This window comes from Stenotrophomonas sp. (genome assembly GCF_059505245.1).
The window spans coordinates 1-26,060 of the sequence record NZ_JCACKF010000031.1; the positions used below are offsets into that span (position 1 = coordinate 1).

Below are 26,060 nucleotides of genomic sequence, written 5' to 3' on the forward strand. Positions count from 1 at the left end.
CCAAGACCGGGATGTGTCTGATTGCCGGCCAGCGGCCGGCACTACCGGCAAGCGCCAGACTCGGCTACACCCCGGTGTCCACCAGATGGTCGATGAAACTGCGCACCTTCGGTGCCAGGTGGCTGCGGCTGGTGTAGACCGCGAAGATGCCGATCGGCGAGGCCTCCCATTCCGGCAGCACGCGCACCAGGCGGCCATCGGCCAGCGCGTCTTCCAGCAGGAAGTCGGGCTGCAGGATGACGCCCATGCCGGCGATCGCCGCTTCACGCAGCACGTCGCCGTTGTTGGCGTGCAGCAGGCTGTTCACCGCTACTTTCACTTCGCCGCCCGGCCCCTGCAGCGGCCAGTGGTCACCGGCGGCCCAGTAGCTGTAGCCCAGGCACGCGTGCGCCTGCAGGTCCTGCGGGGTCTGAGGGGCGCCGCGTGCGGCCAGGTAGGCCGGCGCGGCGCACAGGCTCACCCGCGATTCGCCCAAGCGGCGGGCGATCAGGGTGGGGCCCGGCTCGCGGGTGATGCGGATGGCCACGTCGTAGCCTTCCTCGACCATGTCCACCAGGCGGTCGGACAGGGCCAGGTCCAGTTCCACCTGCGGAAAGCGTTCGCGGTAACTGGCCAGCAGTGGGCCGAGGCGGGCGATGCCCCAACTGACCGGTGCATTGATGCGCAGCATGCCGGAGGGCTCCAGCGCCTGCGCGCCGATGCTGGCCTCCAGCGCGTCGAACTCGGCCAGCAGGCGCACGCATTGGGCGTAGTAGGCGGCGCCGGTGCTGGTGGGGCTGACCCGCCGCGTGGTGCGATGGAGCAGGCGGGTGGACAGGCGCTTTTCCAGTGCGGCGACCTGGCGGGTAACGCCGGCGGTGGACATGTCCAGGGCCTGGGCGGCGGCGCTGAAGCCGTTGCGCTCGACCACCGCCACGAACACGCGCATCGCCTCAAGGGTGTCCATTGTTGCGCCTTCTGAAATAAATACGGTCAATCGATCGTATTTATCGGCCCGTGAAGGCGCAATAACCTGAGCCCACTCCCTTCAAGGTGCTTTCCGATGCACGCCACGACCGCTCCTGTTTCGCCGCTGGCCCCGTATGGCGCCACCCTGCTGCGCCTGGCCCTGGGCGTGCTGTTCCTGGTCCATGCGCTGACCAAGCTGCTGGTATTCACCCCGGCCGGCACGGCAGCATTCTTCGAGTCGCTGGGCCTGCCCGGCGTGCTTGGCTACCTCACCCTCGGCGTCGAGCTGGTGATCACTGTCGCGCTCCTGCTGGGCATCTATGCGCGCTGGGTGGGCCTGGTCGGCGTGCCGCTGCTGCTGGGCACCATCGTCACCGTGCACGGCGCCAACGGCTTCGGTTTCGCCAATGCCGGCGGCGGCTGGGAATACCCGGCGTTCTGGGCGCTGGCGCTGGTGGTGCTGTTCCTGGTCGGCGATGGCAAGTGGACCCTGCGTTCGCGCTGATCGCCGCCTGATCCTGCAACTGGAGAATTCCATGTCCCGCCTGCCTTCGCTGTACATCTCCCATGGTTCGCCGATGACCGCCCTGCATCCGGGCCAGGTCGGTGTGCGCCTGGCCGAGCTGGCGCGCGACCTGCCGCCGCCGCGCGCCATCGTGATGGCCTCGGCGCACTGGCTGGGCCGGCAGCCGCTGGTCGGCGCACATCCGCAGCCGCCGACCATCCACGACTTTGGTGGCTTCCCGCGCGGGCTGTTCGAACTGCAATATCCGGCGCCGGGTGATCCGGCACTGGCCGAAGAAGTGGCTGGCCGCATCGCCGCCGCAGGCCTGCCAGTGGCCATCGACCCGCAGCGTGGCCTCGACCACGGCGCGTGGGTACCGCTGCGGCTGTTGCGCCCGCAGGCCGACATCCCGGTGGTGCCGGTGTCGATCCAGCCGCTGCTCGGCCCCGAGCATCAGTTCGCGCTGGGCCGCGCGCTGGCACCACTGCGCGAACAAGGCGTGCTGCTGGTCGGCTCGGGCAGCATCACCCACAATCTGCACGACTGGGGCGACTACCAGGACGGCAAGGAAGCGCCATACGTGCGGCCCTTCATCGAGTGGGTGGAGCAGCGGCTGGCCGCTGATGACCGCCAGGCGCTGTTCGATTACCGCCGGCAGGCCCCGTTCGCCGAGCGTGCGCACCCGACCGACGAGCACCTGCTGCCGCTGTTCTTCGCGATGGGAGCGGCCGGTGAGGGCGGTTTCGGCGCACGCCGCATCGACGCCGGCATCGATGCCGGCTTCCTGGCCATGGATCTGTACCGGTTCGACGGGGCATGAGCCGGGGCTGACGCGCGGCGGCCCCGGCCGTCGCGGTCAGGGCCGCATGTGGTAGTTTTTTCCGGGTTTCCGGCGCTGGCCCTCGTGCCTCCCCACGCGCCGCTTCCTGGAAGAAGCATGCATACCATTGAAGTCGTCCTGGCGATGCTGGTGGCCGTTGTCGCCAGCGGCTACCTGGTTCGCGTCCTCCCGTTCTCGCTGCCGTTGCCGCTGGTGCAGATCGGCCTGGGCGCGGTGATCGCCGGCGTGTTCAACCGCGGCCATGCGCTGGAGCCGGAAGTGTTCTTCCTGCTGTTCCTGCCGCCGCTGCTGTTCCTGGATGGCTGGCGCATTCCCAAGCAGGGCCTGTTCCGCGACAAGGGCGCGATCCTCGAACTGGCGTTCGGCCTGGTGGTGTTCACTGTGATCGGCGCCGGCCTGCTGATCCACTGGATGATTCCGGTGATGCCGCTGGCAGTGTGCTTCGCGCTGGCGGCCATCGTCTCGCCGACCGACCCGGTGGCGGTCGGGGCGATCGCCTCCAAGGCACCGATCCCGAAGCGCCTGATGCACATCCTGGAAGGCGAGTCGCTGCTCAACGATGCGTCCGGCCTGGTCTGCTTCCGTTTCGCGGTGGCCGCGGTGATGACCGGCTCCTTCTCGCTGGCCACGGCCTCGCTGACCTTCCTGTGGGTGGCGGTGGCCGGCCTTGCCGTGGGCGTGGCGGTCACCCTCGGCGTGTCCACCTTCCAGCGCTGGTTGTGGCGCCGCTTCGGCGAAGAGCCGGGTGCGGCGATGCTGGTCAACCTGCTGATTCCGTTCGCGGCCTACCTGCTGGCCGAAGAAATCCATGCCTCGGGCATCCTCGCTGCGGTCGCCGCCGGTATCGCGATGAGCTACGTCGAGCTGACCGGCCGTGTCTCCGGCAGCATGCGCGTGCAGCGCGCGGGCGTCTGGAACATGCTGCAGTTCAGCTTCAACGGCATCATGTTCGTGTTGCTGGGCGAGCAGCTGCCGGGCATCGTCGAGCGCGCCACCACCACCATGAACGAGTCCGGCCACCAGAGTGCATGGTGGCTGCTGGTATACGTGGTGGTGATCAACCTGGCGCTGATCCTGCTGCGCCTGCTGTGGGTATGGCTGTCGCTGCGCTGGAACCTGCTGCGCGCGCGCCGCCGTGGCCTGGAGCGGGGCGAGGCGCCGAACTGGCGCATCGTGGTGGCGACCTCGGTGGCTGGTGTGCGCGGCGCGATCACCCTGGCCGGTGTGTTGACCCTGCCGCTGTTCCTGCCCGATGGCAGTGCGTTCCCGGCGCGTGACCTGGTGATCTTCCTGGCCGCGGCGGTGATCCTGTTCTCGCTGATCGGCGCCAGCGTGGCGCTGCCGCAGCTGCTGAAGGGCCTGCAGCTGCCAGCCGATTCGGGCGAGCGCAAGGAAGAGGACCTGGCACGCAAGCTGTCCTCGAAGGCCGCGCTGGCCGGGGTCGAACGCATGCGCCAGCAGCTGGTGATGAACCAGAACACTGAGAACGTGCAGCTGTACAACGATGCTGCCTCGCGGGTGAGCCTGCTGTACCAGCGGCACCTGGAGAAAGACAACGACGGCCCCGACGTGGACCCGGAGAAGGTGCGGCGCATGGAGCTGGGTTACCGCCAGCTGCGCAGCGCGGGCCTGAATGCCGAGCGCGAGGAACTGTTCCGGTTGACCCGGCGCGGGGTGATCTCCGATGAGATCTCGCGGCGCCTGATCCGCAACCTGGACCTGCTGGAATCGCGCAAGCGCGAATGACGCGGCGGTCGTGCGCCGTCGAGCGGGGTCAGGTCCCTTTCCGCAGGAAAGGGACCTGACCCCAGGTCGGAACAGCGGGTTATTCCGGCTTCTGGTCCAGGAAATACACCTCGACCTTGCCCTTGACCTTGATGGTCATCGGGTTGCCACGGCGGTCGCGGGCCTTGCCGGCCTGCACGCGGATCCAGCCTTCGCTGACCGAGTATTCCTCGACGTTGTCGCGCTCGACGTCGTTGAAACGCACGCCAACGCCGCGCTCCAGCGCCTGCGCATCATGGAAGGGGCTGGCCGGGTTGATCGCCAGGTGGTCGGGAGGGGTATCGCTCATCGCTTCATTCACAGTGACGGCCACCAAGGCCGGCTTCAGCGGCACAGGATAAACCGTAGAATGCGGGCCTGCCCCAGAGGACGTTCCGCCATGCCCGACAACAGCGACTATTTCGACTTCGAGGAAGACATCCACGACTTCGACGAGGAGGGCTTCGAGGCGCGGGTCTGGAACCTGCTGGTGCTGATCAACCCGGGCGACGAAGAGCTGGCCCTGCAGCAGTTCAACCGCTGGCGCGAGCACCTGTCCGAGGACGGGCAGCCGCTGGAAGCGGACAGCGACTGGCTGCCGGCGCTGTTCACCGCCATCGCCTGGCAGTCCGGTTTCGATGTGGAGCGCGATGACCTGGAATCGCTGCAGTCGGCGGTGAACGAGCTGTCGGCGCGCTTCAACCTGCAGCTGGACTGGGGCGGCGACCTGGACGACGAGGACTTCGCCGAGGGCCTGGACGGCGTGCAGCTGATGTCCACCGCCTTCGACCGCCTGCGCGAGCACAACTACACGCTGTGGAGCGTGGATGCCGGCAGCGACGGCTTCACCGGCGTGATGGCGCTGACCCGCGACGACGACGCGATGCTGGCGCTGTGCTCGCTGCTGAACGTGGAAATCCGGCTGGGCAGCGACCCGTTCTGAGCGATGGGCCGATCCGCCGGGCACGACCCGGCGGGGACGATCTGCTGGGCGCGGCCTACGGCCGGTACTGCGCCCTGGCGTTGGCAATCACCGCTTTGACCAGGTCACGGTCGGTGTGCCGGGAAATCGCCCGCGCACCGAGCGCTATTGCCTGTGCGCGCAGCTCGGCAGTGACGTCGTAGTGCGCACCGCTGGCCTTGTTCTGGAAGGCCCGCGGGGGAATGCCGAGCTGCGCCGCCATCGCGTGCAGCTCGGCCAGGGTGTCGGCCATCAGGTGCGCCCAGCGCTGTCCGCGCCAGGGATGCACCGCGTCATCGACGTAGACCGTCACCCGCCGCGGCCGGTTCAGGCCTGCGGCTTGCTGTCGCTGTCAGCGGCCGGGGCGGCCTCGGCAGCGGCTTCTTCGGCCGCGTCGCCTTCGACGGCTTCGCCTTCTTCGCCTTCAGCAGCGTCGACGCCTTCGAACTCGGCAACCAGCTTGTCCAGGTATTCGTCAGCGGTCTGCTCGGATTCGGCAGCCAGGGTGTCCAGCAGCTTCTGCAGCAGTTCGGAGTACTCCAGGTTGACCTTGCGGCCTTCCTTCTCCTGCACGTTGGCCAGGTGCTTGAGCATGGCCAGCATCGGCACCGGGTTTTCGGCGTTGCCCATGGTCTGGCCGCCGATGGCCAGCAGCCACTCACGGCCCTGCAGGCCGATGGCCGCTACCACCTGGCCGTCTTCGTTGGTCAGCACGGCATGGTTCTGCACCTGCTGCTGGGCATTCAGGCGGAGGAACGGGCGCTTGGCCTGCTGCTTCTTGCGCTTGTCGCGCTTGGCCTTGGAGTTCTGGGACATGGAGTGGGGTCACCTGGAAACGGAAAGACCGCCATTGTACCGGCCGCACGCAGGCGGGGTCAGATCCCTTTCCATGGGAAAGGGATCTGACCCCGGTTCAATGTGCCACGGGCGCGGCCTCACCTTGCGCGGCCTGCACGTCCGGGTCGGCGGTCGGCGCCGACAGTCCCACCTGCGGGCCGGCACCGGCCAGGGCGGCCGCTTCGGCGGCCTGGGTCATCACCACGATGCTGATGCGGCGGTTGATCGGGTTCTGCGGGTCGGCCTTGTCGAACAGCACCGACGAAGACAGGCCGACCACGCGGGTGATCTTGCTGTCCTCCAGGCCACCGTCCACCAGCGCACGCCGTGCGGCGTTGGCACGATCGGCGCTCAGCTCCCAGTTGCCGTAGCCGCGCGCGGCCGAATAGGCGGTGATGTCGGTGTGGCCGGTCAGGCTGATCCGGTTCGGCACATGGTTCAGGTAGTTGGCCAGCTCGTGCAGGATCTGTTGCGTGTACGGCTTCAGCGTAGCGCTGCCGAGGTCGAACATCGGCCGGTTCTGCTTGTCCACGATCTGGATGCGCAGGCCTTCCGGGGTCAGGTCCAGCAGCAGCTGGTCCTTGAACGGCTCCAGTGCCTGGCTCCTGCTGATCGCTTCCTGCAGTTCCTTCATCAGCGCTTCCAGCTGCTGCTTGTCGCGCTGCTGCTGGTCCACCGGCTGCGGCACCGCTTCCTTCTGGTTCTGGAAGGGATCGTTGCTGCTGCCGCGCGAGATGTCGGTGGCACCACCCAGCTTGATCATCGAGGTGCTGGCGCCGCCCGGGCCGGCCATGCCGGGCGCCGGCGTGGCGTTCTGCCCGCTCAGCGGGCTGGGGTTGCGGAAGTACTCGGAAATGGCCGCACGGTCGTTCTTGTTGGTGGTGGCCATCAGCCACAGCACCAGGAAGAACGCCATCATCGCGGTCACGAAGTCAGCATAGGCCACCTTCCACGAACCGCCATGATGGGCGGCGTGGCCGGCCTTCTTGACCCGGCGGACGATGACAGTGGGCTTGGTCTCGGCCATGGTTTACTTGACCGTCTTCAGGTGCTGCTCGAAATCGGAGAAGGCCGGGCGCACGTTCGACGGCAGCGTCTTGCGGGCGAATTCCAGCGCGATCTTCGGGTTGTAGCCGCGCAGGCAGGCCAGCAGGGCGGTCTTGACCGATTCGTAGATGCGGCTGTCCTGCTCGGCGCGTGCCTCCATTGCTGCCGCCATCGGGCCGACGAAGCCGTAGCCCAGCAGGATGCCCAGGAAGGTACCGACCAGCGCGCCGGCCACGTGGCCACCGACCTCGACGATGTCACCGCCGATCGAGCCCATGGTGATGACGATGCCGAGCACCGCCGCGACGATGCCGAAACCGGGCAGTCCGTCGGCGACCTTGGTCAGCACCTGCGACGGCGCCATGGCCTCGGCGTGGTGCTTCTCCAGTTCCAGCTCCAGCAGCGGCTCGAGCTCGTGCGGCTCGATGTTGCTGCCGATCATCAGGCGCAGGCAGTCGGTGATGAAGTCGATCAGGTGGTGGTCGGCCTGCACCTTGGGGTAGTTGGCGAACAGGGCGCTCTCGGCCGGCCGCTCGACATGGTCTTCCAGGGCCATGAAGCCTTCGCGGCGGGCCTTGTTGAGCAGTTCATAGAGCAGGCTGAGGACATCGATGTAGTCCTGCTGCTTGTAGCGCGGGCCCTTGAACACGCCGACCATGGCCTGCAGGGTCTGCTTGACTGTCTTGGCCGGGGTGCCGACCAGGAACGCACCCAGTGCGGCACCGCCGATGATGACCAGCTCGTAGGGCTGCCAGAGGGCACCCAGGCGGCCGTGGGCACCGAGGTAGCCCCCGATCACGCTGATGATGACGACCAGGAATCCAACGATGATGAGCATGGGGCGACGCAAGGAGAGGGGATATCTCCTTGTCGGCCCGTCACCCGGTTTTCTGAAGAGGGAATTCTGTGAAATCGGTCAGCGGGGTGTTTCAGCCCGCCACACCGCTTTCTGCGCCGCCACGCTGCAACGGGTCGGGCCAGGGCTCGCCATTGCCGGTGAACGAAAGTGAGACGGAGTTCAGGCAGTGGCGCTCGTAGGTGGGCGGCGGACCATCCGGGAACACGTGGCCGAGGTGGCTGCCGCAGCGCGCGCAGGTGATCTCGGTGCGCACCATGCCATGGCTGGTATCGCGGATCTCGCGCACGTGCGCCGGGTCGAACGGGGCGAAGAAGCTGGGCCAGCCGGTGCCGGAATCGAACTTGGTGCTGGAGCGGAACAGCGGCAGCGCGCACAGCCGGCAGCAGTAGACGCCCTCGCGCTTGTTGTCCAGGAACACGCCGCAGAACGGCGCTTCGGTACCGTGCTGCAGCAGCACACGGCGCTCTTCGCTGCTGAGGCCGGCGATCAGCGCCTCGGTCTGGGTGGCAGTGGGGGGCGTCAGGTCGAAGGCAGTCATGCCGGCTCTCCGTGGGGTCGATGGCCTGGGGATGCCGGAAAACGTGGGGGTGCCGGCGCGCGCTTGCAAGTGTGACGGCCGTTCATGGGCGGCACACAGGTGCAGGCGCAAGGTAAATGCGATCCACGCCGGAGCGTGCCATGAAACCGACCCTTCCCCTGCTGCTGATGGCCCTGTTGCCCACGTTGGCGCTGGCCCAGGTGCCTGCTGCCGACCCGACGGTCACCCGCAGCGCGACCACCGTGGCTCCGGCGCCGGTGGTACCGCCGCCGCAGGCCGCACGCCCGCAGCCGCAGGTGCTGCCGTCGCCGCAGCCGGCGCAGCCGATCAGGTCCACGGGTCCTGCCCGGATTGCGCCCGCCCCGGCGCCGAGGCCGGCCGACAAGGTCTATGACCGCAATGGCCGCATCGTGCCTGGCGTGCGCCCGGCTGGCCCGAACCGGGTGTTCGATTCGCGTACCGGCCGCTATTACGACAGCGTGCCGGCCGGCGATGGGCAGCAGATCAAGCGCTGAGCTCGGATGCCAGGCAAGGGTGGCAGCTTCCACACACTGCACGGCCTGAACGCACGAAAACAACATCCTACCGATCACTGCTTTTTCGCCTGCGATTAACCGTGCCGGGACCACCGTGGCCCTGCGCCGGCATTCCGCCGCCGCATGTCCCTTGTCCACTGGATCGCGATCATGAAAAACCAGCAGAACCGTCATCCCGGCAAGGAGCCGCAGGGCCGCAACCCGCAGCAACAGCAGCAACAGCAACAGATGGAACCGCAGCAGCCGCACAAGGGTGGCAAGCAGCAGGAACAGCGCTCGCAGAAGCATCCGCAGCAGCGCTGACTGTCGACATGACCGGGGTCAGAGCCCGCTGCGCGGGATCTGACCCCTTGCCTGACCCCGACCGGGGTCGGATCCCGCAACGCGGGCTCTGACCCCAACCAACCTGCGACCGCCTCAATCCGGAATCGGCAGGCTCAGCGTTTCCTTCACTTCTTCCATCACGATGTAGCTTTTGGATTCACGCACATGCGGCAGTGTCAGCAAGGTGCTGCCGAGCAGCTTGCGGTAGGAGGCCATCTCACTGATCCGCGCCTTCAGCAGGTAATCGAAGTCGCCCGAGACCAGATGGCACTCGAGCACATTGGGCAGCTTCAGGGCGGCGCGCCGGAACTCTTCGAAGATGTCACCGGACTTGTAGGCCAGGCTGATCTCCACGAATACCAGCAGGCTGGCCTTCACCGCCGCCGGGTCCAGGTGGGCGTGGTAGCCGGTGATCACCGCTTCGCGCTCGAGCCGGCGCACGCGCTCGGTGCACGGGGTGGTCGACAGGCCGACCCGCTCACCCAGTTCGGTGAAGGAAATACGGCCCTCCGCCTGCAGGATGCGCAGGATCTTGCGGTCGATCTTGTCCAGTTCGCGGGTACGGGTGGCCATGGCCGTCAACCTTGGGGAATGAATTGCAGGAGAACATCCTGCCGGTTGATTTCAAAACAGGCAAATCAACTGGGAATGGCTGTCTATACTTCCCCAATTATGGTCCCGGCACGCTCCAGTGCAGGGAATGATCGGGTTGGAGAAGTCCCATGCGAGTTCTAGTCCTCGGCAGCGGCGTGATCGGCACCACCAGTGCCTGGTACCTGCGACAGGCCGGGTTTGAAGTCACGGTCATCGACCGCCAACCCGGCCCGGCGCTGGAAACCAGCTTCGCCAATGCCGGCCAGCTGTCGTTCGGCTACACCTCGCCGTGGGCCGCCCCGGGCGTGCCGAAGAAGGCCATCGGCTGGCTGTTCGAGAAGCACGCGCCGCTGGCGATCAAGCCGGGCATGGACCTGGCCCAGTACCGCTGGCTGTGGCAGATGCTGCGCAACTGCACCCACGAGCGCTACGCGATCAACAAGGCGCGCATGGTGCGCATGTCCGAGTACAGCCGCGACTGCCTGAACGAGCTGCGCGCGCAGATCGGCATCGAGTTCGAAGGCCGCGACCTGGGCACCACGCAGCTGTTCCGCACCCAGCAGCAGCTGGATGCCTCCGCGCAGGACATCGAGATCCTGGCTCAGTACGGCGTGCCGTACGAGGTGCTGGACCGCGCCGGCATCATCCAGGCCGAACCGGCCCTGGCCCATGTCGACGGCCTGGTCGGCGCGCTGCGCCTGCCGCGTGACCAGACCGGCGACTGCCAGCTGTTCACCCGGCGCCTGGCGCAGATGTGCGTGGACGCCGGCGTCGAGTTCCGCTTCGACCAGGACATCACCGGCCTCGAGTTCGAGGGCGACCGCATCACCGGCGTGCGCATCGACGGCAAGCTGGAAACCGCCGACCGCTTCGTGGTCGCGCTGGGCAGCTATTCGCCGGCGCTGGTCGCACCGCTGGGCATGCACCTGCCGGTGTACCCGCTGAAGGGCTATTCGCTGACCCTGCCGATCACCGACCCGGCGATGGCGCCGACCTCGACCATCCTCGACGAGAGCTACAAGGTGGCGGTGACCCGCTTCGACGACCGCATCCGCGTCGGTGGCATGGCCGAAGTGGCCGGTTTCGACCTGTCGCTGTCGCAGCGCCGTCGCGAGACCCTGGAGCTGGTGGTCAGCGACCTCTACCCGAAGGGCGGCGACCTGTCGCGCGCACAGTTCTGGACAGGCCTGCGCCCGGCCACGCCGGACGGCACGCCGGTGATCGGCGCCACGCCGTTCCGCAACCTGTACCTCAACACCGGCCACGGCACCCTGGGCTGGACCATGGCCTGCGGCTCGGGCCGTTACCTGGCCGACCTGATGAGCGCGCGCCAGCCGCAGATCAGCACCGAAGGCCTGGATATTTTCCGCTACGGCCAGTACGGTCACGCCCCGCAACATGAGAACCGCACATGCGTCCTGCCCGCGCGCTGATCGATCTGGGCGCCCTGCGCAGCAATTACCGGCTTGCCCGTGAACTGGGCGGTGGCAAGGCCCTGGCGATCATCAAGGCCGATGCCTATGGCCATGGCGCGGTGCGCTGTGCACAGGCGCTGGAAGGCGAGGCTGATGGTTTCGGCGTGGCCACCATTGAAGAGGCGCTGGAACTGCGCCAGGCCGGGATCCGTGCGCCGATCCTGCTGCTGGAAGGCATCTTCGAACCCAGTGACATGGCGCTGGTGGCCGAGCACGATTTCTGGTTCGCGGTGGGTTCGCCGTGGCAGCTGGAAGCGCTGGTCGCATTCGACAGCCCGCGCCCGCTGACCGTGTGGCTGAAGCTGGACAGCGGCATGCATCGCCTCGGCCTGGACGTGGACAGCTTCCGCGCCGCGCATGCACGCCTGTCGGCGCTGCCGCAGGTCGAGCGCATCGTGCTGATGACCCACCTGGCGCGTGCCGACGAGCTGGACAGCGAACGCACCCATGAACAGGCGGCGACCTTCGCGCGCGCCATCGACGGCCTGGACGGCGAGACCAGCGTGTGCAATTCGCCGGCACTGCTGGGCTGGCCGGATGTACGCAGCGACTGGGTGCGCCCGGGCCTGATGCTGTACGGCGCCAATCCGCTGCCGGACAACACCGCGCTGACCGAGCGCCTGCGCCCGGTGATGACGATGCAGTCGAAGGTGATTGCCGAGCGCTGGATCGAGGCCGGTGAGCCGGTGGGCTATGGCGCACGCTTCGTGGCCAAGGCGCGCACCCGCGTGGGCGTGGTCGCGCTTGGCTATGCCGACGGTTATCCGCAGTTCGCCCCCAACGGCACGCCGGTACTGATCGATGGCCAGCCCGGCGTACTGATCGGGCGCGTGTCGATGGACATGCTGACGGTGGACCTGACCGCGCATGCGCAGGCCGGCATCGGCAGTGTGGTGGAACTGTGGGGTTCTGCGCCGACGCTGTCGGAACTGGCGCCGCGCTGCGGCGTGAGTGCCTACCAGCTGCCGTGCGCGGTCAAGCGCGTGGCGAAAGTCTACGTGTAGAGCCGAGCCCGCGCTCGGCTCTGGTGGTAGCAGCCGACCTTGGTCGGCACCGTGCAATGCGTGTCGACCAAGGTCGACACCTGCCGGCAGGTAGAGCTGCCCGGAATCATCGTGCAGCAGTAGCCCGCGTGCTCAGCTCGCGCTTCACCCAGTCGTCGATCAGGCGCTTCTCGTAGCGCAGCGGATCGCTGTCGCTCTTCAGCCCCAGGTTGTGCAGGTAGCCGGTGTCGCTGAGCTTGGCTTCTCCCTCATCGACGATGCGACCACTGGCGTCCTTCAGCGTGTACTGCAGGGTGATCCGCGGCGGATAGATGTCGCGCATGATCCGGATGTCGCTGCCGCGCGGGCCGTGCCAGGGCTCGTAGTCGCCGGCGCGCTTGATGTCGACCAGGGTCACGTCCAGGGTCTGCCCGGGCTGCAGCGGCTTGGCCGCCGTGGTCTGCACGTAGCTGGCCAGCTGCTGCACCCAGTTGCCGCGTTCGGCCTCGAAGCGGTTGGTGCTCTGGCGGATTTCGGTGAATCCGGCTGGATCGTCCCACTTCACGCTGACCGGGCCATTGGCCTGCAGCGCGCGGGGCGCATCCGGATCGGTGACGGCGCGCGGCGCGGCGTTCGCGCTGCCCGCCATGAGGGCGCCTGCCAGCAGCAGGGCAGTGGCCAACGAGCGGTTCATGACGGTCTCCTGCGTCCCATCGACGGGGACGATGCGGTTTACAGATCGAGTGTGATCCTGCTTTCCAGCCACCGCAACGGCCGATTGCGACACCGACAAGAGCGGTTGCCGCCAATTCATCGTCGTCAACCATGACTGACGGCGCTTGACGCTGTGAATACGCGCTTTGGAAGATGCTGTGCTTCCAATCCGGCCCGTCCAGACGCCCTTGTCCACACTGCCGCCCCTCGTGGAGCGCCCACCGATGATGGTGCAGGCGCCCGAACCCGACCTGCATCATGGCGTGCTTGAGCGCATCAACGCTGGTTTCTGCGTGATCCAGGTGCTGTTCGAGGGCGATCGTGCGGTCGACTATCGTTTCCTCGAGGTCAACGATGCCTTCGAGCGCCACACCGGGCTGAAGGATGCGCGTGGACAGCGCATGACCGAGCTGGAACCCAACCATGAGCAGGACTGGTTCCGCATCTACGGCGAGGTCGCACGCAGCGGCCGTCCCGCCCAGTTCGAGATGGAAGCGCGTGCGCTGGGTCGTTCGTTCGCGGTCGACGCGGTGCGCGTGGGCCGGCCAGGCGAGGACAAGGTCGGCATCCTGTTCTTCGACATCACCGCGCGCAAGCAGATGGAAGTGGAGCTGGGCGAGAGCGAAGCGCGCTTCAGCGCACTGGCCGACGGCCTGCCGATGCCGGTGTGGGTGCTCGATGAGCGCGGCCATGCCCGTTTCGTCAACAGCGCCTTCAGCGAGTTCTTCGGTGGCGACGAGACGCGTGTGCCGGAAGATGTCTGGCGCGGCCTGGTGCATCCGGACGATGCGTCGGTATTCGAATACGAACTGCAGGAAGCGCTGAAGGCGCAGCGTTCGATGCACGCGCTGGTGCGTGCGCGGCGCGCCGATGGCCAGTGGCGTTGGCTGGAGATGAACGCACGCCCGCGTTTCTCGCGGATGGGCCGCTTCATCGGCCTGGCCGGCAGCAGCCCGGACGTGACCGAACGCCGCGAGATCGAACTGGCCCGCGAGGAACTGCTGCAGTCCGAACGCGCCGCGCGCAGCGCTGCGGAGAACATGGCGCGGCTGAAGGACGAGTTCCTGGCCACGCTGTCGCATGAACTGCGTACGCCGCTGACCACCATCCTCGGGTGGAGTGAGCTGCTGCTGCAGCGTGTGGACAACACCAGCCCTCTGTACAAGGGCCTGAACGTGATCGCCAACAGCGCCGGCGCGCAGAAGCGGCTGATCTCGGACATGCTGGACCTCAGCAGCATGCTGCTGGGCAAAGTGCAGCTGGAGGTGGAAGTGCTGGACCTGCGCACGGTGCTGGGCGAGGCCATCGGCGCGCAGGAACTTGTGGCCGAAGGCAAGGCACTGGACGTGCACCTGCAGCTGCCCGAACAGCCGAGCCTGGTGCTGGGCGATGCCACGCGCCTGCAGCAGGTGTTCTGGAACCTGCTCTCGAACGCGATCAAGTTCACCCCGGCTGAAGGCCGCATCGACCTGCAGCTGCGGGCCGACGGCAACCACTGGGAGATCACCGTGCGCGACACCGGTGATGGCATCGCACCCGAATTCCTCAATCACCTGTTCAGCCGCTTCCGCCAGGCCGATGGCACCACCACCCGGCGCCATGGTGGACTGGGACTGGGCCTGGCGATCGTGCAGCAGCTGGTCGAACTGCATGGCGGCACGGTCGCTGCGGCCAGCGAGGGCCACGGCCATGGCGCCACGTTCACCGTGCGCCTGCCGCAGCACCTTCCCGATGCCGAGCGGCGCCCGCTGCGCGAAGTGATCAGCGGGCCGATCCTGGAACCGGTGATCGTCGAGCCGTATCCGCTGCGCGGCATGCACGTGCTGGCGGTGGAAGACCAGCCGGAAGTGCTGGAGTACCTGCGGCGCATGCTGGAAGAGCAGGGCGCCAGCGTATCGGCGGCCAGTTCGGCCGGTGAGGCGCTGGCGTTGCTGGCCGACACCGGCCATCTGCAGTACCACGTGATGCTGACCGACATCGGCATGCCGGGCATGGATGGTTATGGCCTGGTGCGCACGCTGCGCGAGGACATGGGCGTGGATGCCACGACCCTGCCCGCGGTCGCCGTCACCGCGCTGGCGCGTGCCGATGACCGCCGCCGTGCGCTGGCGTCGGGTTTCCAGGAACACGTGGCCAAGCCGTACTCGGTGGCGCAGCTGGTGGCTGCGGTGCGCAAGGTGCAGGTACCCCGCGCCGACAGCGCGCTGCACTGAGCATTCACGGCCGATCGGCGACCCTGCATGCAGGAGGTCGCCGATGTCCCGCATAGCTCCCCGTATCCATACCGATCCGGCGCAGATCGCGCGCCTGGAAGCCCTGCTGCCGCAGCTGGAAGGCGAAACGCAGGTGGAACTGATTCTGCACGATGGCCGCCGCCTGCTCGGCACGGTGGCCGTGAGGCCAACCGTGCAGCAGTACCGCAACGTCGCTGGTGATGAAGGCAGCAACGGCCAGTTGCGCCTGGATGACTACGACACGCCGGTGCAGCAGCACCATGTGTGGCTGGACGAGATCGCCAGCATCAACCGCCTGCCACCCAAGGCGCCTTGATCCGATATAGAGCCGGGCCCACGCTCGGCTGGCGCCCGAGCGTGGGCGACGGTGCTACAGATGCGTCAATGCTCGAACAAGGTCGGCGTCGCTTCGAACCGGCGCGCGTAGGCGCGTTCTTCCGCCACCCGGGCCACCTCTTCATCGGCCAGGTCCGGTGCGCCGTATACCGCATAGGCCACGCTGCCATCGGCGCCATGGCCGACCTGGTGCAGCCGGTAGCGCGAGTGCCCGCCGCCGGTGTCCTCGGGGTAGTGCACGGGCGGATGGCTGCCTTCCAGGTCCATTTCACTGTTGTCGACCACGCCACCGACGAACAAGGCTCGCATGCAGGTTCTCCTGGGTTTCCGGGGGAGCCTCTACCCTGAACGTTTCAATGTTTCTGGCGGATCAAGGCCCCGTTCGGGTTTCGCAAAGCGGGCCGCCGGGGCCGGCCCGGCCAAGCCGGTACAATGGACGGCCCTCACGCTTGAAGTACCCGCGCCGATGGCCTCCAGCGACGACGCCCCCCTGCAGACCCTGCTCCTGCCGTTCTCCCAAGGCGCCCTGCGCTGGCCGGAGGGCCCGGTGGCTTTCCTGCGTGCCCGCGATGGCTGGCCGCTGCGCGAAGCGGCCGGCAACCGCGAGCTGCACTGCGAACAGAGCTTTGCCCCGTTCGCGCAGCCGCTGCAGCAGGCCGCCGGCTGGACCGTCAGCGGCCAGCTGGACGATGTGGCCGGCAAGGGCCGTTACCCGCTGGTGCTGGTGCTGCCGCCGCGCCAGCGTGAAGAAGCCCGTGCGCTGTTCGCCCGCGCGCTGGCGCTGGTCGCCGAGGGCGGCCGTATCGTCGCCTGCCAGTCCAACAACGAAGGCGCGCGCTCCGGTGAAGGCGACCTCAAGCAGCTGGCCGGTCTCGGCGGCTGCCTGACCAAGAACCACTGCCGCGTGTACTGGACCGCCCCGCTGCAGGGCCAGCACGACGCCGACCTGGCCAAGCGCTGGTCGGCGCTGGATGCGGTGCGCCCGATCATGGGCGGACGCTTCCTCAGCCGCCCGGGCGTGTTCGCCTGGGACCGCATCGATCCGGCATCGGCGCTGCTGGCCGAGCACCTGCCGGCCGACCTGGCCGGCCGCGCCGCCGACCTTGGCGCAGGCTACGGCTATCTCTCGCGCGAGCTGCTGGAACGCTGCCCGAAGATCACCGCGCTGGACCTGTACGAGGCCGAGCAGCGTGCGCTGGCCCTGGCCGAACTGAACCTGGCGCCGCCGCCGCGCGCGCTGCCGCTGCGCTTCCTGTGGCGCGACGTCACCGCCGGCATCGAGCCGGGCTACGACGTCATCATCAGCAACCCGCCGTTCCACACGCCGTCGCGTGCCGACCGCCCGGACATCGGCCAGCGCTTCATCGCCGTGGCCGCGCAGGCGCTGCGCCCGGGCGGGCGCCTGTACGTGGTGGCCAACCGCCATCTGCCGTACGAGCACACCCTCAACGACAGCTTCGGTGCGGTGCGCGTGGTCGCCGAGCGCGACGGTTTCAAGCTGGTTGAAGCAGTGAAGGGGAAGGGCAAGTGAAGCTGGTCAAGCTGATCGCCAACCTGGGCTATGGCAGCCGCAAGCAGGTGCAGTGGATGTTCCGCGAAGGCCGCGTCACCGACGCCGACGGTGAGGTGCTGTACGCCGATGACCAGGTGCCGCACGAGGCGATCCGCGTCGATGGCGAGCCGCTGGACCCGCCGGTGGGGCTGTCGATCGCGCTGCACAAGCCCGCCGGCTACACCTGTTCGACCAAGGACACCGGCCGCCTGATCTACGACCTGCTGCCGCCGCGCTTCCGCGACCGTGATCCGGTGCTGTCCACGGTGGGCCGCCTCGACCGCGAGACCAGTGGCCTGCTGCTGCTGACCGACGATGGCGGCCTGCTGCACCGGATCATCTCGCCGAAGTCGAAGCTGCCGAAGGTCTACGAAGTCGAGTTGAGCGAGGACCTGCGCGGCGACGAAGTGGCGTTGTTCGCCAGCGGCACGCTGATGCTGGAGTCCGAGAAGACGCCCCTGCTGCCGGCTGAACTCGAAGTGCTGGAGGCGCGTCGCGCACGCCTGGTGCTGCATGAAGGCCGCTACCATCAGGTACGCCGCATGTTCGCCGCCACCGGCAACCACGTGCAGGCCCTGCACCGCAGCCGCGTCGGCGGGCTGGACCTGCAGGGGCTGGACGAAGGGCAATGGCGGCAGCTCACTTCCACCGACCTGGATACGTTGTTCGCTCCATGACCCCCTTCGCTGCGCTGCCGTTCCTGCCCGACGCCGTCATCTTCGACATGGACGGCCTGATGATCGACAGCGAGCGGGTCTCGCTGGCCTGCTGGAGCGAGGCCGCCGACGAATTCGGGCTGGGCCTGGAGGAAGCGGTATTCCTGCGCATGGTCGGCCTCGGCGACCACGATACGCATGCGTTGCTGCGCGCGCAGGGCATCGAGGACAGCGTGATCGACGCGGTGGCGGCACGTTGCCATGAGCTGTACGAAGCACGCACGCAGACCGGGCTGCCGCTGCGGCCGGGCATCCTGGAGCTGCTGGAGCTGCTGAAGGCGCACGCGGTACCGCGTGCGGTGGCGACCACCACGCGGCAGCCGCGCGCCAACCGCAAGTTGGCGGCCGCAGGCCTGCTGCCGTACTTCGATGCCGTGATCACCAGTGGTGATGTGGCGCGGCCGAAGCCGGCGCCGGATATCTACCTGCTGGCCGCGCAGCGGCTGGGCCAGGCGCCCGAACGTTGCCTGGCGCTGGAAGATTCACCGGCCGGCACGCGGGCCGCACTGGCCGCCGGCATGACCGTGATCCAGGTGCCGGACCTGGTGCATCCGGATGAAGAGCTGCGCGCACTGGGCCACCGCATCGTCGACTCGCTGGTGGACGCGCACGCCCTGCTGCTGCCGCTGCTGCCGAAGTAGCGGTGGGTGCCGACCTTGGTTGGCACTGAGCCGGGCATGGGCTCGGCTCCACATCTTCTGGTGGGTGCCGACCGTTGGTCGGCACACCTGTTCAATCACACCCGCCCGAACACCAGCGCAGCGTTGGTGCCACCGAAGCCGAAGCTGTTGGACATCACCGTGTCCAGCTTCTGCTCGCGGCTCTCGCGCAGGATCGGGAAGCTCTCCACCTTCGGGTCCAGCTCGCCGATGTTGGCCGAACCGGCGACGAAGCCATCGCGCATCATCAGCAGGCAGTAGATCGCCTCGTGCACGCTGGCCGCGCCCAGCGAATGGCCGGACAGCGCCTTGGTCGAGGACAGCGGTGGTACCGCATCGCCGAACACTTCACGGATCGCGTTGAGCTCAGTGACATCGCCCAGCGGGGTCGAGGTGCCGTGGGTGTTGAGGTAGTCCAGCGGGCGATCGACGCCCTGCAGTGCCATCTTCATGCAGCGCACCGCGCCCTCGCCGGACGGCGCGACCATGTCGGCGCCATCGGAGGTCACGCCGTAGCCGATCAGCTCGGCATGGATGCGCGCGCCACGCGCAACGGCGTGGTCGTAGTCCTCCAGCACCAGCATGCCGCCGCCACCGGCGATGACGAAGCCGTCGCGGTCCTTGTCGTACGGACGCGAGGCGCTGGCCGGGGTCTCGTTGAAGCTGGTCGATAGCGCGCCCATCGCATCGAACATCACGCTCATCGACCAGTGCAGGTCTTCACCGCCACCGGCGAACATGATGTCCTGCGCACCGTGGCGGATCATGTCCGCGGCAGCGCCGATGCAGTGCGCCGAGGTCGCGCAGGCGGCCGACAGCGAGTAGCTGACGCCCTTGATCTGGTAGGCCGTGGCCAGGCAGGCCGAGACCGTCGAGCACATCGTGCGCGGCACCATGTACGGGCCGACCTTGCGCACGCCACGTTCGCGCAGCAGGTCGACCGCGCCGATCTGCCATTCGCTGGAGCCGCCGCCGGAACCGGCGATCAGGCCGGTGCGCAGGTTGCTGACCTGCTCGGGGCTGAGCCCGGCATCGGCGATGGCATCGCGCATGGACAGGTAAGCGAAGGCCGCCGCATCGCTCATGAAGCGCTTCTGCTTGCGGTCGATCAGCGCCTCCAGATCGAGGTCGACGCGACCGCCGACCTGGCTGCGCAGGCCCGCTTCGGCATGGTCGGCCAAGGCGGTGATGCCCGAGCGCCCTTCGCGCAGCGCGGCCGAAACGGTATCCAGATCATTGCCGAGGCAGGACGTGATGCCCATGCCGGTGATGACGACGCGACGCATCAGAAGCTCCCGGTTTCAGTGAACAGGCCGACGCGCAGGTCGCGCGCGCTGTAGATTTCGCGGTCATCCACGTACATGCGGGCGTCCGACTGGGCCATCACCAGCTTGCGGTTGATGACACGGCTGATGTCGATCTCGTAGCGCACGAGCTTGGCGTCCGGCAGTACCTGGCCGGTGAACTTCACCTCGCCGCAGCCGAGTGCGCGGCCCTTGCCGGGGGCACCCAGCCAGGTCAGGAAGAAGCCGGTCAGCTGCCACATGGCGTCCAGGCCCAGGCAGCCGGGCATCACCGGGTCGCCGATGAAGTGGCAGCCGAAGAACCACAGGTCCGGGCGGATATCCAGCTCGGCGCGTACCATGCCCTTGCCGTGCGGTCCGCCGTCCTCGTGGATGTCGGTGATGCGGTCGAACATCAGCATCGGATCGTTGGGCAAACGGCCGGCGGCGGTGCCGAACAGTTCACCGCGTGCGCTGGCCAGCAGCTGTTCGCGGTTGAACGCGTGGAGACGGGTCATGAAGCACAATCCTGGAAGCGGGAAACAGGGAAACAAGCGTTCGAGGATGCCCGTGGAAACTTCGCCGATCAAACATTTCAACCGTACGCAACCGTAGTGTTTTCAATGGAATACGCGCATCCTGTTGATGTGCAACGACCATACTTCGGCGTGTGGCCCGTTCGACACGCCCCCGCCCTTTCCGCCTGACATGACCCGACTGCGCAAGATCATCCACGTCGACATGGACGCGTTCTACGCGTCGGTGGAGCAGCGCGACGATCCGTCACTGCGCGGCAAGCCGGTGGTTGTGGCATGGCGCGGCGCGCGCTCGGTGGTGTGTGCGGCGTCCTACGAGGCACGCGTGTTCGGCGTGCGTTCGGCGATGCCGGCGCTGCGCGCCGAACGCCTGTGTCCGGACGCGATCTTCGTGCCGCCGGACTTTGCACGTTACAAGGCGGTGTCACGCCAGGTACGCGAGATCTTCCTGCGCCACACCGACCTGGTCGAGCCGTTGTCGCTGGACGAGGCCTACCTGGACGTGACCGAGCCGAAGAGCGGCATCGAACTGGCCACCGACATCGCTCGCACCATCCGTGCGCAGATCCGCGAGGAGACGAACCTGACCGCTTCAGCCGGGATCGCGCCGAACAAGTTCCTGGCCAAGATCGCTTCGGACTGGCGCAAGCCCGATGGCCAGTTCGTGATTCCACCGCAGCGGGTGGACGCGTTCCTGCTGCCGCTGCCGGTGAACCGGGTGCCCGGCGTCGGCAAGGTGATGGAAGGCAAACTTGCCGCGCGTGGCATCGTCACCTGCGGCGACCTGCGGCAGTGGTCCCTGGTCGACCTGGAAGAGGCGTTCGGCAGTTTCGGCCGCAGCCTGTACAACCGTGCACGCGGCATCGACGAGCGGCCGGTGGAACCGGACCAGCAGGTGCAGTCGATCTCCTCGGAGGACACCTTTGCCGAGGACCTGTTGCTGGAAGACCTGGGCGAGGCGATCGTGCAGCTGGCGGAGAAGACCTGGAATGCCACGCGCAAGACCGAACGCGTCGGCCACACCGTGGTGCTGAAGCTGAAGACCGCGCAGTTCCGCATCCTCACCCGCAGTTTCACCCCGGAGCGCCCGCCGGAATCGATGGAAGAACTGCGCGACATCGCACTGGCCCTGCGCGCCCGCGTCGACCTGCCGGCGGAGACGCGTTACCGCCTGGTCGGCGTCGGGCTGGGTGGGTTCCGCGAAAAGGAGGCCATGGTGCAGGGGGAATTGTTCGAGCACGGACCGAGCGATTCCACATCCCTCTGATCGGCAAAGGCGGGGTCAGAGCCCGTTGCGCAGCAACGGGATCCGACCCCAGCAGATTGCCGAGATCTGTCGAAGGCGAGGTGGGTCCGGTTGCGGGGGCGTGAGCGGCATGGATGCCGCGACCAAGCCCCCATGGACGGGTTCACGGCGTCCCCTGCCATCGGACCCACCCCGCCAACCCACAGATATCCAGCTGTTGCCGTTGCATTGAGCAGGTGCAGGGCGCAGCCCTGCAAAACAACCCTTTACCTCAAGGCCACTGCATCTCGCCCTTGGCCACTTTCGCACTCAGCTCCAGCGATGCCACGCCATCCAGCTTCGGGTAGCGCGACTGCATTGCTTTCACCAGCGCCGCACTGTCCCTGGCCTTTGCCGTCTCGGCATCGAACGCGCGGATGTAGTCCGCGGTGAAGCGCAACGCACTGGCATCCAGCGCCGCACCCGGCGCGTAATGCCCCGGCACCACCACCTTCGGCTTCAGTGCCTGCAACCGCTGCAGGGTCTGCAGCCAGTCGGTGTGCGACTTCGGCGTCTGCGTGTCGGCCATCCACACGTGCTCGCCGGCCACCACCGGAATGCCACCGACGATCGCGCGCAGCGACGGCACCCACAGCACCGTGCGGTCCGGGGTCGGGCCATCCAGGCCGATCAGCGGCAGGCGCTGGCCTTCCAGCTCCAGGGCATCGCCATCCAGCACCTGCGGCAGCACGATGCGCGCGGGCACGTCGGCACCCATCTTCGGTCCCCAGTAGGCCAGCTTGCCGGCCTGGGTCTGCTGGATATGGGCGACGGTCTGCGCGGTGGCGACGATGCGCGCCTGCGGGAACGCGTCCTGCAGGGTAGCCAGGCCGAAGTAGTAGTCCGGATCACCGTGGCTGATGTAGATCGTTGTCAGCTGCTTGCCGCTGGCGCGGATCAGCTCGACCAGCTTGCGCGCATCGCTGGCACCAAACTGCGCATTGACCAGGATCGCGTCGTGGCGGCCTTCGATCAGCACCGAGGACACCGAGAACATTGCCTGCGGGCCGGGATGGAAGGTCTGCAGGTGCAGCTGGGATTTCGTCGCCGCCGCCGGCGCCGTGGTGGCCGGTGCGGCCAGCAGCGGCGCACTGGTGAAGCTGGCGGCCAGGGCGAGGGGAAGCAGCAGGGCAGCGGTACGCATGGGAATTCCTTGTGTAGAGCCGGGCCAATGCCCGGCTGCATGTTCGCGTAGAGCCGAGCGCGGGCTTGGCTCTACATGGGACGTGCGTGGATCAATACGCTGCGGTGATGATCTGCTTCGGATACGCGTGCGCTTCCAGTTCGGCGACGAACGCCGCGCCATAGTCGGCGTAGCTGATGCGGCTGTGGCCGCTGGTATCGGCCAGGAACGCCTTGGGCTGCACGCGGTACTGGCCGCGCTCTTCACCCGGGCCGATTTCGGCGGCCGGCGAGAAGAAGGTCCAGTCCAGGTCGTCCACTGCCTGCAGGCGGTTGAACGCCTCGCGGTGGGCCAGCGCGTACGGCTTGTAGGCCTCCGGGAAGGTGGGGGTGTCGACCAGCTGCACGCCGGGTGCGACTTCCAGGCTGCCGGCACCGCCAACCACCACCAGGCGCGGCACGCCGGCCTTGCGCGCGGCAGCCGCCAGCTGCGCGGCGACCTCGCCGACGCGGCCGATGTCATCGCCCGGGCGCGGGCCGTAGGCACTGGCGAGCACGTCGTGGCCGGCGATGGCGGCAACCAGCGCGTCCTGGTCATCCAGCGAGGCGATCACCGGATGGGCACCGGCCAGCTCGGCCGGGAGGTCCTGCGCGCTGCGCACGATGACGGTGAGTTCGTGGCCGCGGGCCAGCGCGTGGCGGGCGATCTGGCGGCCGATGTTGCCGGTGGAACCAACGAGGGCGATCTTCATGGCAGGACTCCGTGGGGCGCTGTGGGGTGGGAATGGCGCCACTCTAGGCCGCTGCAGTCGCTCGAAAAACAGCGTATAACGCGCTTGTTTGTTGCATGGATCGAGCATATGGACCGATTGACCGCCATGACCGTGTTCGTCGAGGTGGCCGAGCGCGGCAGCCTGACCGCGGCGGCAGAGGTGCTGGACATGTCGCGGGCGATGGTCAGCCGCTACCTGGCTGAGGTCGAGGGCTGGCTGGGCGCACGCCTGCTGCACCGGACCACGCGCCGGGTCAGCCTGACCGGCCCGGGCGAGGCGGCGCTGGCGCGCTTCCGGCAGATGCTGGCGATCGGCGAGGAACTGCAGGGCGAGCTGGCCAGCGATGATCCGGAGCCGCATGGCACGCTGCGGGTGACTGCCAGCGTGTCGTTCGGGCAGAGCCACCTGGCGCGGGCGGTGGCCGGCTTTGTTGCGCGCCATCCGGCGGCACGCATCGAGCTGCTGCTGGTCGACCGCACGGTGAACCTGGTGGAGGAGCGGGTGGACCTGGCCGTGCGCATCGCGCGCCAGATCGATCCCAGCCTGATCGCGCGGCGGCTGGCCACCTGCCGCTCGGTGCTGTGCGCGACGCCGTCCTACCTGCAGGCACGCGGCACGCCGACTGCTCCCGAGCATCTGGCCGCGCACAACTGCCTGACCCACCACTACGTCGGCAAGAGCCTGTGGCAGCTGCACCGGGACGGCCGTTCGCTGTCGGTGGCGGTAGGCGGCAACATCAGCGCCAACGAGGCCTCGCTGCTGCTGGAGGCGGTGCGGGCCGGTGCCGGTATCGCCATGCTGCCGACCTACCAGGTGGCGCCGCTGCTGCGTACCGGCGAGCTGATCGAACTGCTGCCCGAATTCAGCCTGGACGAACTCGGCATTCATGCCGTGTACGCGTCACGACGACAGCAGCCCGCTATCATGCGGCGATTCCTGGACTACCTGGCCGAGTGTTTCGCCAGCCCGGCCTTCCAGGATCTGGATTGGCGCCCACCGGGCAAGGAGAACACATGAACCATGGACAGGCCTTGATCGACCACAACCGTGCTGCCTGGGACCGCCAGGCCAGCGAAGTGCGCGAATGGTCGCGCCCGGTGGAAAGTTCAACCATTGCCGCCGCGCGCGAAGGCCGCTGGCAGGTGCATCTGACCCCACGCGCGCTGCCATTGGACTGGCTGGGCGATGTGCGTGGCCGCCGCATCCTGTGCCTGGCCTCGGGCGGGGGCCAGCAGGCACCGGTGCTGGCCGCTGCGGGCGCCGACGTCACCGTGTTCGATCTCTCCGACGGGCAGCTGGAACAGGACCGCAGCGTGGCGGCGCGCGATGGACTGCAGCTGCGCACGGTGCAGGGCGACATGCGCGACCTGCACGTATTCGCCAACGACAGCTTCGACGTGGTGTTCCATCCGATCTCCAACCTGTACGTACCCGACGTGCGCCCGGTGTGGACCGAATGCCGCCGCGTGCTGGCGCGCGACGGCATGTTGATGGCCAGCTTCTACAACCCGGTGCTGTTCGTCGGCGCGCGCGATCCGCAGCTCGATGCGCAGGGCCTGATCCGGCCGCAGTACGCCATTCCCTATTCGGACCTGGAAGACCTGCCCGCCGCAGAACGTGAGGCGAAACTCGGCCGCGGCGATGCGCTGACCTTTGGCCACAGCCTGACCGAACTGATCGGCGGGCAGCTGGATGCGGGGTTCGTCATCGATCGCTTCATGGAAGACTGGCAGCCGCAGCCGCGCTTCCTGATCGACCGCTACCTGCCAACGTTCCTGGCCACCCGCGCACGCCGGATCGGTTGAGGCGGATCGGCGCAGAAACCAGCGGCGTACAATGGGCGGCCCCACGTCGTGCAGGTGCCGTCCCTTGTCGTATCCCTATCCGCTGGTCGTGTTCGACCTTGATGGCACGCTGGTCGACAGCGCAGCTGATATCGCCGAAGCACTGAACCGCACGCTGGAAGACATCGGCATGGCACGCGTGCCGGAAGCCACGGTTCTGGGCTGGATCGGCGACGGTGTGCGCCGCCTGGTCGAGCAGGCCGTGCATGCCGCGGGTCGTGAGGTCGACCTGGCCGAAGTGATGCCGGTGTTCATGGTGCACTACCGTGAGTGCCTGCTGCGCAGCCCGCGCCTGTTCGATGGCGTGGCCGAAGCGCTGATGCAGCTGCGTGCACGCGGTGTTCCGCTGGCGATCTGCACCAACAAGCCCGAAGCGCTGGTGCCGCCACTGCTGCAGCACCTGGGCATTGGTGATGCGTTCGCGCTGGTACTGGGCGGCGATTCGCTGCCGCAGCGCAAGCCCAGCGGTGAGCCGCTGCGGCACATCGCTGCGCACTTCGGGCTGGCGGTGGATGCCTGCCTGATGGTGGGTGATTCGTTGACCGACTACCGCGCCGCTGAAGAGGCGGGTATGCCGATCGCACTGGTGCGTTACGGTTATCCGCGTGGCCTGGACCTGGCCACCGCACAGGCGGTGGCGGTGATTGACGACCTGCGTGAGTTGCCGGGGTTGCAGGGCTGACGCAGGGGGTAGTGCCGGGCGCGGGCCGGCCACACCCCAGAACGTTGCGAGGGGCCCCATGTTTGCCGCCCCGGGGCGGGACGAACACTACAGGCCCCGGAATATAGGGAGG

31 protein-coding genes are annotated in these 26,060 nt (G+C 67.7%); 17 read left to right on the forward strand and 14 right to left on the reverse strand.

Going from position 1 to position 26,060, the window contains the following annotated elements:
- Positions 1-64: 64 nt before the first annotated feature.
- Entirely contained in the window at positions 65-946 is an 882-nt protein-coding gene (locus AC5JLE_RS12100) for a LysR family transcriptional regulator (protein WP_049408296.1), read from the reverse strand.
- A gap of 96 nt (positions 947-1,042) precedes the next feature.
- On the opposite strand from AC5JLE_RS12100, the gene AC5JLE_RS12105 reads away from it, so the two are divergent.
- From AC5JLE_RS12105 to AC5JLE_RS12115, 3 genes are all read left to right on the forward strand, one after another.
- On the forward strand, positions 1,043-1,453 hold the full coding sequence (locus tag AC5JLE_RS12105; RefSeq protein ID WP_046428617.1) for a DoxX family protein: 411 nt from the start codon (positions 1,043-1,045) through the stop codon (positions 1,451-1,453).
- Positions 1,454-1,484: 31 nt separating this feature from the next.
- The gene (locus AC5JLE_RS12110; protein WP_049408294.1) at positions 1,485-2,273 is read left to right on the forward strand and encodes a dioxygenase family protein; all 789 of its coding nucleotides are present in this window, start codon (positions 1,485-1,487) and stop codon (positions 2,271-2,273) included.
- A 117-nt stretch (positions 2,274-2,390) separates the two neighbouring features.
- Positions 2,391-4,040: a Na+/H+ antiporter gene (locus AC5JLE_RS12115; protein ID WP_014645794.1), complete on the forward strand. Its 1,650-nt coding sequence runs from the start codon at positions 2,391-2,393 to the stop codon at positions 4,038-4,040.
- A gap of 79 nt (positions 4,041-4,119) precedes the next feature.
- On the opposite strand, the gene AC5JLE_RS12120 is transcribed toward AC5JLE_RS12115, so the two are convergent.
- Positions 4,120-4,368: a DUF3297 family protein gene (locus tag AC5JLE_RS12120; protein WP_005415112.1), complete on the reverse strand. Its 249-nt coding sequence runs from the start codon at positions 4,366-4,368 to the stop codon at positions 4,120-4,122.
- Between the two features lie 90 nt (positions 4,369-4,458).
- On the opposite strand from AC5JLE_RS12120, the gene AC5JLE_RS12125 reads away from it, so the two are divergent.
- Positions 4,459-5,001 carry a DUF6630 family protein gene (locus tag AC5JLE_RS12125; RefSeq protein WP_032959249.1) on the forward strand — a complete coding sequence of 181 codons (543 nt, stop codon included), beginning with the start codon at positions 4,459-4,461 and terminating at the stop codon, positions 4,999-5,001.
- 55 nt (positions 5,002-5,056) lie between these two features.
- Here the strand turns inward: AC5JLE_RS12125 and AC5JLE_RS12130 are convergent, their stop codons facing one another.
- The 5 genes from AC5JLE_RS12130 to msrB form a co-directional block, all read right to left on the reverse strand.
- Positions 5,057-5,332, reverse strand: a complete 276-nt coding sequence (locus AC5JLE_RS12130) for a DUF4031 domain-containing protein (RefSeq protein WP_032959248.1) — start codon at positions 5,330-5,332, stop codon at positions 5,057-5,059.
- 14 nt (positions 5,333-5,346) lie between these two features.
- Positions 5,347-5,835, reverse strand: a complete 489-nt coding sequence (locus tag AC5JLE_RS12135) for a hypothetical protein (protein ID WP_049408290.1) — start codon at positions 5,833-5,835, stop codon at positions 5,347-5,349.
- Between the two features lie 97 nt (positions 5,836-5,932).
- A complete protein-coding gene (gene motB / locus AC5JLE_RS12140) occupies positions 5,933-6,883 on the reverse strand; it encodes a flagellar motor protein MotB (RefSeq protein WP_014645798.1) in 951 nt (316 codons plus the stop codon).
- A gap of 3 nt (positions 6,884-6,886) precedes the next feature.
- Entirely contained in the window at positions 6,887-7,741 is an 855-nt protein-coding gene (motA, locus tag AC5JLE_RS12145; RefSeq protein ID WP_014645799.1) for a flagellar motor stator protein MotA, read from the reverse strand.
- Positions 7,742-7,832: 91 nt separating this feature from the next.
- The gene (msrB, locus tag AC5JLE_RS12150; protein WP_005415117.1) at positions 7,833-8,300 is read right to left on the reverse strand and encodes a peptide-methionine (R)-S-oxide reductase MsrB; all 468 of its coding nucleotides are present in this window, start codon (positions 8,298-8,300) and stop codon (positions 7,833-7,835) included.
- 140 nt (positions 8,301-8,440) lie between these two features.
- On the opposite strand from msrB, the gene AC5JLE_RS12155 reads away from it, so the two are divergent.
- Positions 8,441-8,815, forward strand: coding sequence for a classical arabinogalactan protein 4 (locus AC5JLE_RS12155; RefSeq protein ID WP_100449309.1), 375 nt, complete (start codon positions 8,441-8,443; stop codon positions 8,813-8,815).
- Between the two features lie 144 nt (positions 8,816-8,959).
- Positions 8,960-9,139, forward strand: a complete 180-nt coding sequence (locus AC5JLE_RS12160; RefSeq protein ID WP_496065331.1) for a lana protein — start codon at positions 8,960-8,962, stop codon at positions 9,137-9,139.
- 114 nt (positions 9,140-9,253) lie between these two features.
- On the opposite strand, the gene AC5JLE_RS12165 is transcribed toward AC5JLE_RS12160, so the two are convergent.
- Complete coding sequence (locus AC5JLE_RS12165; protein WP_004140558.1) at positions 9,254-9,733, reverse strand: Lrp/AsnC ligand binding domain-containing protein; 480 nt, start codon at positions 9,731-9,733, stop codon at positions 9,254-9,256.
- Between the two features lie 149 nt (positions 9,734-9,882).
- On the opposite strand from AC5JLE_RS12165, the gene AC5JLE_RS12170 reads away from it, so the two are divergent.
- Together AC5JLE_RS12170 and alr are read left to right on the forward strand one after the other, a co-directional pair.
- Positions 9,883-11,187, forward strand: coding sequence for a D-amino acid dehydrogenase (locus AC5JLE_RS12170; RefSeq protein WP_329857795.1), 1,305 nt, complete (start codon positions 9,883-9,885; stop codon positions 11,185-11,187).
- Positions 11,166-12,233: an alanine racemase gene (gene alr / locus AC5JLE_RS12175; RefSeq protein WP_014645804.1), complete on the forward strand. Its 1,068-nt coding sequence runs from the start codon at positions 11,166-11,168 to the stop codon at positions 12,231-12,233. The genes AC5JLE_RS12170 and alr overlap by 22 nt, the downstream gene beginning before the upstream one ends.
- Positions 12,234-12,339: 106 nt before the next feature.
- Here alr and AC5JLE_RS12180 read toward each other — a convergent pair whose 3' ends face one another.
- On the reverse strand, positions 12,340-12,906 hold the full coding sequence (locus tag AC5JLE_RS12180) for a DUF3016 domain-containing protein (protein WP_014645805.1): 567 nt from the start codon (positions 12,904-12,906) through the stop codon (positions 12,340-12,342).
- 244 nt (positions 12,907-13,150) lie between these two features.
- On the opposite strand from AC5JLE_RS12180, the gene AC5JLE_RS12185 reads away from it, so the two are divergent.
- Entirely contained in the window at positions 13,151-15,139 is a 1,989-nt protein-coding gene (locus AC5JLE_RS12185) for a hybrid sensor histidine kinase/response regulator (protein ID WP_014645806.1), read from the forward strand.
- 43 nt (positions 15,140-15,182) lie between these two features.
- Positions 15,183-15,476: a DUF3247 family protein gene (locus AC5JLE_RS12190; protein WP_032959238.1), complete on the forward strand. Its 294-nt coding sequence runs from the start codon at positions 15,183-15,185 to the stop codon at positions 15,474-15,476.
- A 65-nt stretch (positions 15,477-15,541) separates the two neighbouring features.
- Here the strand turns inward: AC5JLE_RS12190 and AC5JLE_RS12195 are convergent, their stop codons facing one another.
- Positions 15,542-15,805, reverse strand: coding sequence for a hypothetical protein (locus AC5JLE_RS12195; protein WP_053495235.1), 264 nt, complete (start codon positions 15,803-15,805; stop codon positions 15,542-15,544).
- A gap of 157 nt (positions 15,806-15,962) precedes the next feature.
- On the opposite strand from AC5JLE_RS12195, the gene AC5JLE_RS12200 reads away from it, so the two are divergent.
- The 3 genes from AC5JLE_RS12200 to AC5JLE_RS12210 are packed head-to-tail and all read left to right on the forward strand — an operon-like array spanning position 15,963 to position 18,405.
- Positions 15,963-17,027 (forward strand): class I SAM-dependent methyltransferase, encoded by a 1,065-nt coding sequence (locus AC5JLE_RS12200; RefSeq protein ID WP_164166966.1) that lies wholly within the window; start codon positions 15,963-15,965, stop codon positions 17,025-17,027.
- Positions 17,024-17,725, forward strand: a complete 702-nt coding sequence (locus AC5JLE_RS12205) for a pseudouridine synthase (protein WP_014645809.1) — start codon at positions 17,024-17,026, stop codon at positions 17,723-17,725. The genes AC5JLE_RS12200 and AC5JLE_RS12205 overlap by 4 nt, the downstream gene beginning before the upstream one ends.
- Positions 17,722-18,405 carry an HAD family hydrolase gene (locus AC5JLE_RS12210; protein WP_053495237.1) on the forward strand — a complete coding sequence of 228 codons (684 nt, stop codon included), beginning with the start codon at positions 17,722-17,724 and terminating at the stop codon, positions 18,403-18,405. Before AC5JLE_RS12205 ends, AC5JLE_RS12210 begins: the two co-directional genes overlap by 4 nt.
- A 95-nt stretch (positions 18,406-18,500) precedes the next feature.
- Here AC5JLE_RS12210 and fabB read toward each other — a convergent pair whose 3' ends face one another.
- Positions 18,501-19,709 (reverse strand): beta-ketoacyl-ACP synthase I, encoded by a 1,209-nt coding sequence (fabB, locus tag AC5JLE_RS12215; RefSeq protein ID WP_049408278.1) that lies wholly within the window; start codon positions 19,707-19,709, stop codon positions 18,501-18,503.
- Positions 19,709-20,224 carry a 3-hydroxyacyl-[acyl-carrier-protein] dehydratase FabA gene (gene fabA / locus AC5JLE_RS12220; protein WP_014035851.1) on the reverse strand — a complete coding sequence of 172 codons (516 nt, stop codon included), beginning with the start codon at positions 20,222-20,224 and terminating at the stop codon, positions 19,709-19,711. Before fabA ends, fabB begins: the two co-directional genes overlap by 1 nt.
- 190 nt (positions 20,225-20,414) lie before the next feature.
- Between fabA and dinB the strand changes: the two genes are divergently transcribed.
- Positions 20,415-21,509 (forward strand): DNA polymerase IV, encoded by a 1,095-nt coding sequence (dinB, locus tag AC5JLE_RS12225; RefSeq protein WP_049408302.1) that lies wholly within the window; start codon positions 20,415-20,417, stop codon positions 21,507-21,509.
- A 250-nt stretch (positions 21,510-21,759) separates the two neighbouring features.
- Here dinB and AC5JLE_RS12230 read toward each other — a convergent pair whose 3' ends face one another.
- Both AC5JLE_RS12230 and AC5JLE_RS12235 read right to left on the reverse strand, forming a co-directional pair.
- Positions 21,760-22,671: an MBL fold metallo-hydrolase gene (locus tag AC5JLE_RS12230; protein WP_049408276.1), complete on the reverse strand. Its 912-nt coding sequence runs from the start codon at positions 22,669-22,671 to the stop codon at positions 21,760-21,762.
- 91 nt (positions 22,672-22,762) lie between these two features.
- Positions 22,763-23,401, reverse strand: a complete 639-nt coding sequence (locus AC5JLE_RS12235; RefSeq protein ID WP_032959230.1) for an NAD(P)-dependent oxidoreductase — start codon at positions 23,399-23,401, stop codon at positions 22,763-22,765.
- A gap of 108 nt (positions 23,402-23,509) precedes the next feature.
- Between AC5JLE_RS12235 and AC5JLE_RS12240 the strand changes: the two genes are divergently transcribed.
- The 3 genes from AC5JLE_RS12240 (at position 23,510) to gph (ending at position 25,948) form a co-directional block, all read left to right on the forward strand.
- A complete protein-coding gene (locus AC5JLE_RS12240; protein ID WP_014645815.1) occupies positions 23,510-24,439 on the forward strand; it encodes a LysR family transcriptional regulator in 930 nt (309 codons plus the stop codon).
- Positions 24,436-25,227 (forward strand): class I SAM-dependent methyltransferase, encoded by a 792-nt coding sequence (locus AC5JLE_RS12245; protein WP_014645816.1) that lies wholly within the window; start codon positions 24,436-24,438, stop codon positions 25,225-25,227. Before AC5JLE_RS12240 ends, AC5JLE_RS12245 begins: the two co-directional genes overlap by 4 nt.
- Positions 25,228-25,291: 64 nt before the next feature.
- Positions 25,292-25,948 (forward strand): phosphoglycolate phosphatase, encoded by a 657-nt coding sequence (gene gph / locus AC5JLE_RS12250; protein ID WP_049408274.1) that lies wholly within the window; start codon positions 25,292-25,294, stop codon positions 25,946-25,948.
- Positions 25,949-26,060 lie beyond the last annotated feature (112 nt).